Annotated in this window: 11 protein-coding genes; 9 read left to right on the plus strand and 2 right to left on the minus strand. The window is 73.6% G+C overall.

The features are described 5' to 3' along the window. Positions 1 to 12 precede the first annotated feature (12 nt). The 9 genes from KAK03_RS14110 to KAK03_RS14150 are packed head-to-tail and all read left to right on the plus strand — an operon-like array spanning position 13 to position 8,065. Entirely contained in the window at positions 13 to 3,228 is a 3,216-nt protein-coding gene (locus tag KAK03_RS14110; RefSeq protein WP_210854585.1) for an error-prone DNA polymerase, read from the plus strand. 23 nt (positions 3,229 to 3,251) lie between these two features. After that, positions 3,252 to 3,524 (plus strand): DUF2277 domain-containing protein, encoded by a 273-nt coding sequence (locus KAK03_RS14115; RefSeq protein WP_210854586.1) that lies wholly within the window; start codon positions 3,252 to 3,254, stop codon positions 3,522 to 3,524. Between the two features lie 10 nt (positions 3,525 to 3,534). Continuing rightward, positions 3,535 to 3,855: a DUF1161 domain-containing protein gene (locus KAK03_RS14120; RefSeq protein WP_210854587.1), complete on the plus strand. Its 321-nt coding sequence runs from the start codon at positions 3,535 to 3,537 to the stop codon at positions 3,853 to 3,855. Positions 3,856 to 3,865: 10 nt separating this feature from the next. Continuing rightward, entirely contained in the window at positions 3,866 to 4,264 is a 399-nt protein-coding gene (locus tag KAK03_RS14125; RefSeq protein ID WP_210854588.1) for a VOC family protein, read from the plus strand. Then, a complete protein-coding gene (locus KAK03_RS14130; RefSeq protein ID WP_210854589.1) occupies positions 4,257 to 4,667 on the plus strand; it encodes an MAPEG family protein in 411 nt (136 codons plus the stop codon). Before KAK03_RS14125 ends, KAK03_RS14130 begins: the two co-directional genes overlap by 8 nt. Before the next feature lie 13 nt (positions 4,668 to 4,680). Continuing rightward, positions 4,681 to 5,577: an amidohydrolase family protein gene (locus tag KAK03_RS14135; RefSeq protein ID WP_210854590.1), complete on the plus strand. Its 897-nt coding sequence runs from the start codon at positions 4,681 to 4,683 to the stop codon at positions 5,575 to 5,577. 36 nt (positions 5,578 to 5,613) lie between these two features. Continuing rightward, on the plus strand, positions 5,614 to 6,336 hold the full coding sequence (gene ypfH / locus KAK03_RS14140) for an esterase (RefSeq protein ID WP_210854591.1): 723 nt from the start codon (positions 5,614 to 5,616) through the stop codon (positions 6,334 to 6,336). Next, positions 6,336 to 7,112, plus strand: a complete 777-nt coding sequence (gene yaaA, locus KAK03_RS14145; protein WP_210854592.1) for a peroxide stress protein YaaA — start codon at positions 6,336 to 6,338, stop codon at positions 7,110 to 7,112. Before ypfH ends, yaaA begins: the two co-directional genes overlap by 1 nt. Before the next feature lie 14 nt (positions 7,113 to 7,126). Further along, positions 7,127 to 8,065 carry a 2OG-Fe(II) oxygenase gene (locus KAK03_RS14150; protein WP_210854593.1) on the plus strand — a complete coding sequence of 313 codons (939 nt, stop codon included), beginning with the start codon at positions 7,127 to 7,129 and terminating at the stop codon, positions 8,063 to 8,065. Here the strand turns inward: KAK03_RS14150 and KAK03_RS14155 are convergent. Beyond that, a complete protein-coding gene (locus tag KAK03_RS14155) occupies positions 8,058 to 9,311 on the minus strand; it encodes a DUF4010 domain-containing protein (RefSeq protein ID WP_210854594.1) in 1,254 nt (417 codons plus the stop codon). The two genes, KAK03_RS14150 and KAK03_RS14155, sit on opposite strands and share 8 nt — an antisense overlap. Continuing rightward, positions 9,311 to 10,681 carry an MBL fold metallo-hydrolase RNA specificity domain-containing protein gene (locus KAK03_RS14160; protein ID WP_210854608.1) on the minus strand — a complete coding sequence of 457 codons (1,371 nt, stop codon included), beginning with the start codon at positions 10,679 to 10,681 and terminating at the stop codon, positions 9,311 to 9,313. Before KAK03_RS14160 ends, KAK03_RS14155 begins: the two co-directional genes overlap by 1 nt. Between the last annotated feature and the right edge of the window lie 204 nt (positions 10,682 to 10,885).

Raw genomic sequence — 10,885 nt, forward strand, 5'->3', positions numbered from 1 at the left:
TCTGTCGTCCCCATGCTGTCCGCCTACGCCGAGCTGCACTGCCGCAGCAACTTCAGCTTCCTCACCGGCGCCTCGCACCCCGAGGAGCTGGTGCAGCGCGCCCATGCGCTGGGCTACAGCGCGCTGGCGATCACCGACGAGTGCTCGCTGGCCGGCGTGGTGCGCGCCCATGTCGAGGCGCAGCGCCTGGGTCTGCATCTGGTGATCGGCGCCGAGATGCAGCTGCACCTGCCCGCCGCGAAGCAGGGCGCCGCGCCGCAGCCGCACGCCCGGCTGCTGCTGCATGCGCAGTCGCGGCGCGGCTACGGCAACCTGTCGCAGTGGATCACCGTGTGCCGCCGGCGCGCCGCCAAGGGCCAGTACCTGGCCCATCCGTCCGACCTGGAGGGCCGGGTGCCGCACGCGCCGCACCTGGCCGGCCTGCCCGAGTGCCGCGCGTTGCTGCTGCCGCCGGCCGATGCGGCCGAGCCGCCGCGCTTCGAGCCGCTGTTCGCCCAGGCGATGTGGCTCAAGACCTGGTTCGGCCCCGGGCGTTGTGGCCTGGCCGTGCCGCTGCTGCACCGCCGCCACGACGACGAACTGGTCGAGGCCATGGAAGCCGTGGCCGCCGCCACCGGCCTGCCGCTGCTGGCCACCGGCGGCGTGCTGATGCACAGCCGCGCGCGCAAGCCGCTGCAGGACGTGCTCACCGCCACCCGGCTGGGCTGCACCGTGGCCGAGGCCGGCCTGGCGCTGGAGGGCAATGCCGAGGCCCATCTGCGCAGCCGCCAGCGCCTGCAGGCGCTCTACCCGCCCGAGTGGCTGGCCGCCAGCGTGGCCTGGGCCGGGGCCTGCGCCTTCTCGCTGGCCGAACTGCGCTACGAGTACCCGCAGGAGGTGGTGCCCGCCGGCCACACGCCCACCAGCTGGCTGCGCACTCGCACCGAAGCCGGCGCCGCCACCCGCTACCCCCAGGGCGTGCCGCCCGCCATCCGTGCCCAGATCGAGCACGAGCTGGCACTGATCGCCCAGCTGCGCTACGAGCCCTATTTCCTGACCGTGGCCGATGTCGTGCAGTGGGCACGCGCGCGCGGCATCCTGTGCCAGGGCCGCGGCAGCGCGGCCAACTCGGCGGTGTGCTTCTGCCTGGGCGTGACCGAGGTCGACCCCAGCCGCCACACGCTGCTGTTCGAGCGCTTCATCAGTGCCGAGCGCAACGAGCCGCCCGACATCGACGTCGACTTCGAGCACCAGCGCCGCGAGGAGGTGATCCAGCACCTCTACCGCACCTACGGCCGCCAGCGCGCCGCGCTGACCGGCGTGGTGATCAGCTACCGCAGCCGCTCGGCATTGCGTGATGTGGGGCGGGCGCTGGGCTTTGACCTCGACCGCATCGAGGCTGTGTCGCGCTCGCAGCAATGGTTTGACGGCAAAACGATCGCGCCGGAACGCCTGCGCGAAAACGGCTTCGACCCCGACGCGCCGCTGTCGCGCCTGTGGGCCGAACTGACGCTGCTGCTGCGCGGCTTCCCACGCCACCTGAGCCAGCACCCGGGCGGCTTCGTCATCGCCGCCGATGACGTGGCCCGCCTGGTGCCGGTGGAGAACGCCGCGATGGACGGCCGCACGGTGATCCAGTGGGACAAGGACGACCTGGACGCGCTGGGCCTGATCAAGGTGGACGTGCTGGCGCTGGGCATGCTCAGCGCCATCCGCCGCGCGCTGGCCTGGCTGGCCGTCAAGCAGCCCGGTCGCTGGCCGCTGCAGCGCTGGGGCGAGGCGCCCGAGCACGCCGCCATCCCGATGAGCGCGCTGCCGCACGACGACCCGGCGGTGTTCGACATGCTCTGCGCCGGCGATTCGGTGGGCGTGTTCCAGGTGGAGAGCCGCGCCCAGATGAGCATGCTGCCGCGCCTGAAACCGCGCTGCTTCTACGACCTGGTGATCGAGGTGGCGATCGTGCGCCCGGGCCCGATCCAGGGCGGCATGGTGCATCCCTACCTGAAGCGGCGCAGCGGCGAGGATCCGGTCAGCTACCCCAGCGACGAGGCGCGCCAGGCGCTCGAGCGCACGCTGGGCGTGCCGATCTTCCAGGAGCAGGTGATGCAGCTGGCCATCCTGGCGGCCGACTTCACCCCCGGCGAGGCCGACCAGCTTCGCCGCGCCATGGCCGCCTGGAAACGCAAGGGCGGCCTGGGCCCGTTCCACGAGCGCCTGGTGGGCCGCATGGTGGCCAAGGGCTATGCGCCCGAGTACGCCGAGGCGATCTTCCGCCAGATCGAAGGCTTCGGCGAATACGGCTTCCCCGAGAGCCACGCCGCCAGCTTCGCGCTGCTGGTGTGGGTCAGCGCCTGGCTCAAGCACCACCATCCGGACACCTTCCTGGCGGCCTTGCTGGACAGCCAGCCGATGGGCTTTTACGCCCCGGCGCAGCTGGTGCGCGACGCCCGCGCCCACGGCGTGGCGGTGCGGCCGGTGTGCGTGCTGGCCAGCGAGGTGGGCTGCACGCTGGAGCGGCCTGCGGACGATGCCGCGCTGTGGCCGGTGCGCCTGGGCCTGACGCGCATCAGCGGCCTGGGCGAGGCGGTGGCGCAGCGCATCGTGGCCGCACGCGCCGAGCGCGCCTTCGACAGCGTCGAAGACCTGGCCCGTCGCGCCGCGCTGGACGCCCGCGCACTGCAGGCCCTGGCCGACGCCGACGCCCTGGCCGCGCTGGCCGGCCACCGCCGCCAGGCCGCCTGGGCGGTGGCCGGCATCGACACGCGCCCCGGCGCGGTGCTGGCCGACACCCGCACCGACGAGCCCGAGCCGCCGCAACTGGACAGGCCCACAGCGGGCGAGGCCCTGCTGGCCGACTACCGCCGCACCGGCCTGTCGCTCGCCACCCACCCGCTGGCGCTGTTGCGCGACGCGCTGGCGCCCTACAAGGTGCTGCGCGCCGCCGATCTGGCCGGTTGCCGCCACGGCCAGCTGGCGCGCGCCAGCGGCCTGGTCACGCACCGCCAGCGCCCCGAGACCGCCAAGGGCGTGGTCTTCGTCACGCTGGAAGACGAGACCGGCGCGATCAACGTGATCGTCTGGCCGCAGGTGGCGCTGGCCCAGCGCCGGCCGCTGCTGGCGGCGCGGCTGCTGACCGTCTACGGCGTCTGGCAGCAGGAGGGCGCGGTGTGCCACCTGATTGCCAAGCGTCTGGTCGACCACACCGCGCTGCTGCAGGGGCTGGCGTCGCGCAGCCGGGATTTCCGCTAGCCTGTGCGCTGGAGGGCTCTGCGATGTGCCGCAACATCAAGACACTGTTCAACTTCGAGCCGCCGGCCACCGAGCTGGAAATCCGCGACGCCTCGCTGCAGTTCGTGCGCAAGCTCAGCGGCTTTGCCGTGCCCTCGCAGGCCAACGAAGCCGCGTTTGAGCGTGCGGTGGAGGAGGTGGCCGCCGCCGCGCGCACGCTGATCGCCGGTCTGGTGACGAACGCGCCGCCCAAGGACCGCGAGGTCGAGGCGCGCAAGGCGCGCGAGCGCTCGGGGCGGCGCTTCGGGGGCGGCTAAGATGCGCGGCATGCGCCCTGCCTGCCTCCTGCCCCTGGCTGTGCTGCTGGCCCCCGCCTGGGCCGGTGCGGTCAGCTGCGAGGACCTGCGCGAGCAGGTGCTGGGCCGCTACCGTGCCAATGGCGTGGCCGATGCCCAGATCGACATCGTCGAGCCGGCCGCCCCAGGCCGTGAGGTCGGCCGCTGTGACCGCGGCGCCCACAAGCTGGTGCTGCGCGCGCGGGGCGCCGGCGCCGCACCCGTGGCCGCTTCGGCGCCACCGCCGCGCGCGGTCATCACCGAGTGTGACGACGGCCGCACCGTCACCACCGGCCGCTGCCGGCCCTCCTGAGCCGCACGCCATGTCCGGACCCGCCCGCGCCGGCCTGTTCATCTACGCGGTCGATGCGCCGCGGCTGGCGGCCTTCTACGAGGCCGTGGCCGGCATGCGCCAGCTGCACCAGGCCGATGAGCTGTGGGTGCTGCAATCGGCGGACATCCAGCTGCTGGTGCATGCGATCCCCGCGCCCATCGCCGCACAGATCACCGTCACCACGCCGCCGCAGCGGCGCGAGGACACGGCGCTGAAGTTCTTCTTCAGCGTGGCCGATCTGGCGCAGGCCGGCGCGCTGATCCAGCGACTGGGTGGCGAGTTGTTTGCCGAACGCTGGTCCGGCCCCGGCTTCATCATCGCCCACGCGATGGACCCCGAGGGCAATGTGTTCCAGCTGCGTGAGCCTCTGCAAGCCCCCGATGCGTGACACCGCCTTGCTGATCCCGGTGTTCGTGCTGGCCGGCTGGACCGGCCTGGTGCTGCTCTACGTGGCCTTCAGCCGCGTGCGCGGCGGTGTGTCGCCGCGCGAGTACACGCTGGGCGAGTCCCCGCAGGTGCCGGCGCGCGCCCTGCTGGCCAACCGCAACTACATGAACCTGCTGGAGCTGCCGCTGCTGTTCTATGTGGTGTGCCTGCTGGCCTGGGTGACGCCGCCGGTGCCCACCGCCGCGCCGCCGCTGGCCTGGGCCTATGTGGGCTTGCGCCTGTTGCACAGCCTGATCCACCTGAGCTACAACCGCGTGATGCACCGCTTCCTGGTCTTCGGCCTGAGCAACGTCACGCTGCTGGCGCTGTGGGTGGTGGTGGGCCGGGCGGTGCTGGCCGGCTGAGCGCAGACCGCCCATGCGCCGCCTGATCATCGCCTGGTTGCTGCTGCCGCTGACGGTGCTGGCCGCCGACTACAGCGGGCCGCTGTTCGACGCTCACCTGCACTACAACGTCGAGGCCTGGGACGGCCGCGCCGGCCCGCATCCACCGGCCGACGTGCGGCGCCGGCTGCAGGAGGCCGGCGTGCGCACGCTGCTGGCCAACTCGCGTCCCAACGAGGGCACCCATGTGCTGGCGCGCGACGCCGGCCTGCGCGAGGCCGGCATCCGCGTGGTGCCGCTGGTGCGCCTGTACCGCGACCGCAAGGACTACGACCACTGGTTCGAGGACCCGAGCATCGCCGCGATGGTCGAGACCGAGCTGGCCCGCGGCACCGCCGCCGGCCCGTTCCGCGGTCTGGGCGAGTTTCACCTGTACCGCTCGGCCGATGCCCGTGGCGCCGTGGCGCAGCAGCTGATGGCCCTGGCCGAGCAGCGTGGCCTGGTGGTGATGGCGCACTGCGACGACACCGCGGTCGAGCTGCTGATGGCCGCCACGCCCACCGCTGCGCAGCGCCTGCGCATGGTCTGGGCGCACACCGGCATCGACGGCGGCGCCGCCCCCGAGCGCGTGGCGGCGCTGTTCGAGCGCTACCCGGGCCTGGTGGGCGAGCTCTCGTACCGGCCCGGTCTGGTCTGCGCCGACGGCCAGCTGTGCCCACCCTGGAAGGCGCTGATCGAGCGCTACCCGCAGCGCTTCCTGATCGGCTCCGACACCTGGGTCAACGGCCGCTGGGAGGCCTACGCGGGCCTGATGCGCGACTACCGGCGCTGGCTGGGCGGCCTGTCGCCCGAGACCGCGCGGGCCGTGGCCTTCGACAACGGCGAGCGCCTGTTTCCGCCGCTGCCCGAACGCAGCGCTCAAGCCCGCTGAACGCGCTGTCGCGGGGCCGGCGGCACAATCGTCGCCATGGATGACACCATCAACACCCTGCGCTGGCTGCCCGAGCAGGGCGCGCCGCAGCAACTCTTCCTGCTTTTTCACGGCGTGGGGGCCAATGCGGCCGACCTGGCGCCGCTGGCTGAGCAACTCCACCAGGCCTTTCCTCAGTCCGCGGTGCTGGCCTTCGACGGCTTCGAGCCCTTTGATGGCATCCCGGGCGGGGGGGCCGGCCGGCAGTGGTTCTCGATCCTGGGCGCGAACGACGGCAACCGGGCCCAGCGCGTGGCCGCGGTGATCCCGGCGCTGTCGGATCTGGTGCGCGCCGCCCAGCAGGCCACGGGGGTCGACCCGCAGGCCACCGCGCTGGTGGGCTTCTCGCAGGGCGCGATCTGCGCGCTGGAGCTGGCCCAGGCCCACGACGGCCTGGTCGGCCGCGTGCTGGCCTTTGCCGGGCGCTACGCCACCCTGCCCACGCTGGCGCCGCGCATGACCACGCTGCACTTCTTCCACGGCGCCGATGACGCGGTGATCCCGGTCCAGCATGCCCGCCAGGCGATCGAGCGGCTGGCGGCGATCGGCGGCGATGCGACGATCGACATCGCCAGCGGCATCGGCCACGAGATCGACACCCATCTGCTGCGCAGCGCGCTGCTGCGCCTGTCGCGCCACATCCCGGCGCGCACCTGGGCCCAGGCGATGGGGGCGGCGCCGGGCCAGGGCGGCGCCGACGACGACGAGCGGGAGGACTGATGCTCTTCGTGCTGTCGCCCGCCAAGACGCTGGACTACGAGACCCCGCTGGACCCGCAGGTCGAGGCGCTGGCCACCCGGCCGGCCTTCGTGCCGCAGGCCGCCGCGCTGATCGAGGTGCTGCGCACGCTGACCCCGGCGGACGTGGCCTCGCTGATGGACCTGTCGGACCCGCTGGCCCAGCTCAACGTGGCGCGCTATGCCGCCTGGCGCAGCCGCTTCACGCCGCACAACAGCCGGCCGGCGGCGCTGGCCTTTGCCGGCGATGTCTACGAAGGCCTGCAGGCCGGCACGCTGGCCGTGGACGATCTGCGCTGGGCGCAGCAGCACGTGGCCATCCTGTCGGGGCTGTACGGCGTGCTGCGGCCGCTGGACCGGTTGCAGCCCTACCGGCTGGAGATGGGCACCCGCCTGGCCACGCCCGGCGCCAGGGACCTGTACGGCTACTGGGGCACGCAGCTGGCCGAACACCTCAACGCCTGGCAGGCGCGCGAGAAGGCGCCGGTGCTGGTCAACCTGGCCTCGCAGGAGTACTTCAAGGCGCTGCCGCGCAAGGCGCTGCGGGCCCGCGTGGTCGACTGCCAGTTCGAGGATTGGAGCGCCGGCCAGTGGAAGGTGGTGAGCTTCTTCGCCAAGCGGGCGCGCGGCATGATGGCGCGCTTTGCGATCCAGCACCGGCTGGAGAAGGTGTCGCAGCTGCGCGACTTCGACACCGACGGCTATGCCTTCGATCAAGGGGTGTCGGACGAGAAACGGCTGGTTTTTCGCCGACGCTGACACAATATCGGTCCATGGCTGCGAGCACCTCGACCGGACAACAGTCGGCCCAGCAGGCGGTGACGCCCCAGCTGCGCCAGTGGATCATCGCCCAGGCCCAGGCCGGCTGCCGTCCCGAGGACGTGCTGGCCGCGATGCAGGCCGCCGGCTGGAACGAGGACGTGGCGATCCGCGCCCTCGAGGACACCCTGGCCCAGCACCTGGCCAGCCCCTCGGCGGCCGCACCGGCGCCCACGCCCGTGGCGCCGGCCCGGACGACCCAGGTGGCCCGGCGTGCCGAGCCCGAACCCCAGGCCACCGCGGTGCCCGAGCCCAGCCTGGCCGGTGAGCCCACCGTGCTGTGGGCCGGTGACCGCCAGGTGCAGGTGCTGATGACCAGCAAGCTGCCGCGGGTGGTGGTCTTCGGCGGCTTCCTGTCCGACGAGGAGTGCGACCAGCTGGTGGCGCTGGCCTCGCCGCGCATGGCGCGCAGCGAGACCGTGGTCAACCTGACCGGCGGCTCCGAGGTCAATGACGTGCGCACCAGCGACGGCATGTTCTTCCAGCGCGCCGAGAACGAGCTGTGCGATCGCATCGAGCGGCGCATCGCCACCCTGGTGAACTGGCCGGTCGAGAACGGCGAGGGGCTGCAGGTGTTGCACTACCGGCCGGGCGCGCAGTACGAGCCGCACTACGATTACTTCGATCCTTCGCACCCCGGCACCGCCACGATCCTGGCGCGCGGCGGCCAGCGCGTGGGCACGCTGGTGATGTACCTGAACACGCCCGAGGCTGGCGGCGGCACCACCTTCCCGGACGCCGGGCTGTACGTGGCGCCGCGCAAGGGCAACGCGGTGTTCTTCAGCTACGACCGCCCCCACTCGGCCACCCGCACGCTGCACGGCGGCGCGCCGGTGATCGCTGGCGAGAAATGGGTCGCCACCAAGTGGATGCGTCAGGGCGAGTTCATCTGAGGTAGAGCGCCAGCGCCGCGGCGGCCAGCTGGGCCGCCAGGCCGACCCCCACCAGCGCGCCGAAGCGCCTGCCGCCACTGGCCAGCGCGGCCACCGCGCGCACCGCGCTGTTCGACAGCAGCGCCGCCCAGACCCCCCAGATCGCCGTCCCCGGGGCCAGACCACCCGAGGACAAGCCGCCCAGCGCGGCCATGGCAGCGTGCGCGTCGGCCACGCCGGCCAGCGCGGCACCGGCCACCACGCCGCGCTCGCCCAGCCAGCGCCCGGCGGCGCCCAGCAGCAGCGTGGCGGTGACGATCATCAGGGCCACCGCAGCGGCCTCGCGCACCCGCAGCATCGCGCTGTCCGCCGGCGGGCGCGCTTCGGTGGGCGCCTCGCCCAGGCTCAGCCAGGCGACCAGCGCCAAGGCGACGGTAGCGCCGGCCAGCGCCGCCGGCAGCAGCAGCCAGGCCAGCGGCGGGGCGATGGCGCCCAGGATCATCATGGACTGGATCCAGGTGGCGGCGCTGGACGCCAGCGCGCCGGCCTGGGCGGCGCGCAGCGGCACGTCGCCATGGCGCGCCCGGGCGCCGATCGAGGCGATCGTCGCCAGGCTGGAGACGAAGCCGGACAGGAACCCTGACAGCGCCAGCCCCGTGCGCGCGCCGAACAGGCGCAGCGCCACATGGCCGACCGCCTGCAGCAGCAGGATCAGCAGCACCAGCGCGGCCAGGCGCCGCAGATCGGCGCCGCCCAGCCAGGCCTGCGGTCCCGCCGGCAGCAGCGGCACCGCCACCAGGGCCAGCGCGGCCAGCAGCAGGCCGTCGTGCAGCTCATGCTCGGTCAGCACCCGGGTGGCGAAATGGTGCAGGCGGCCACGCGCCGCCAGCAGCAGGGCCAGCAGCGCGCCGGCCCCGGCGCCCCAGGCCGGCGCGCTCATGCACAGCAGGCCGATGAGGTAGGTCGCGCACATCGCCAACTCGGTGGTCAGACCGGGGTCGCGTGCGGCGCTGCGCCAGTAGGCCGCCACCGCCAGCGCGCCCACCATGGCCCCGCCCAGCAGCAACAGACCCGGCGCCGCCAGGGCCTGCGACAGACCCTGGGCCAGCGCACCCAGCAGGGCCACCACGGTGAAGCTGCGGATGCCGGCGGCCTGGCGATCGGGCCCCTCGCCCTTGCGCCGCTCGCGCTCCAGGCCCACCAGCAGGCCCACGCCCAGCGCCGCCGCGGCGCCGGCCAGGGGGCCGTCGGCCAGTGGCAGGCTCATCAAGGCAGAAAGCGTCCGCCCTGCGGTGGCACCCGCACCGCCCAGCCCAGCTCGCGCGCAATCCGTTGGCGCAAGGCGTCGGCCGCCTCCGGCTCGCCGTGCACCACGTAGGTCTGGCGGGGCGGCCGCGGCAGGTGGCGCAGCCAGGCCATCAGCTCGTCGGCGTCGGCGTGGCCCGACAGGCCCGACAGGTGCTCCACCCGGGCGCGGATGGGGATGAACTCGCCGTGGATCTTCACGTCGGCCGCACCGCCCACCATCAGCGCACCGCGGCTGCCGCCGACCTGGAAACCGGCGAAGACGATGGCATGGCGCGGGTCCGGCGCCATCGCCTTGAGGTGGTTCAGGACCCGCCCGCCGGTGGCCATGCCGCTGGCCGAGATGATCACCGCCGGCAGGCGCCCGGCCTGTTGCGAGCGTGCCAGGCGCTGCGACTGTGCGCCGGTGGTGACCAGTGTCACGTGTTCCACCAGCCGCGCCATTTCGCCCTGGGGCACGCGCAGCAGCTGGCGGTGGCGGCGGTAGAGCTCGGTGGCCTCGATGGCCATCGGGCTGTCCAGGAAGACCGGCAGCCGCGCCGGGATCTCGCCGTGGCTCTTCAGGCGCTGCAGGGCCAGCAGCAAGGCCTGGGCACGCCCGACGGCAAAGGCCGGCAGCAGCACCGAGCCGCCGCGGCCGATGGTGTCGCGCACGATCGCCCCCAGGCGGGCCACGTCGTCCTCCTGCGGGTGCAGGCGGTTGCCGTAGGTGGATTCGATGAGCAGCACATCGGCTTCGGGCGGGTTGGCCGGCGGCGGCATCAGCAGGTCCGCCTGGCGGCCCAGGTCGCCGGAGAACAGCAGCCGCTCGCCGGACTGGCTGAGCAGCACGCTGCAGGCGCCCAGCAAGTGGCCGGCGGGCACCAGTTGCAGCGCCAGACCGCCGCCCAGCGACTTGGCGCGGCCCGGCGTGACGCTGACGAACTGCTTCATCGCGCTGCGGGCGTCGGCCTGGGTGAACAAGGGCAGCGCCTTGGCGTGGCGGCTGAAGCCATGCCGATTGGCGCGCCGTGCGTCTTCTTCCTGCAGGTGGGCGGCGTCGAGCAGCAGCACCTCGGCCAGGTCACGGGTGGCGGGGCTGCTGTAGATGGGGCCGCGGTAGCCGTGGCGCACCAGGGCCGGCAGCCAGCCGCTGTGGTCCAGGTGGGCGTGGCTGAGCACCACGGCGTCGAGCGAGCGCACATCGAAGCCCGGTGGCGCCCAGTTGCGCTCGCGCAGGACCTTGAAGCCCTGGAACAGACCGGCGTCGAGCAGCACGCACCGCCCGTTCCAGTCGATCAGGTGGCGCGAGCCGGTGACGCAATCGGCGGCACCGAGGAAGTCGATCTGCAGGCTCATCGGGAGGGGGCCAAGGCCAGAGTCTCCCGCGAGTGTGGCACCACCCAATGGCGGTGCCCAGGGGGCTGGATCAACGGCGGCCGCTGCCGCCGCCCCCCTGGCCGCCCGAGCCGCGCGGGCGCGAGGCGCCGCCGCCGGCCGGCCGGCCACCGCCGCCGGTCTGCGGACGTGCCGCGCCGCGGCCCGGCGCCTGCCCCG

Origin of the sequence: Ideonella alba, assembly GCF_018069845.1 — a bacterium.
GTDB lineage: Bacteria > Pseudomonadota > Gammaproteobacteria > Burkholderiales > Burkholderiaceae_C > Ideonella > Ideonella alba.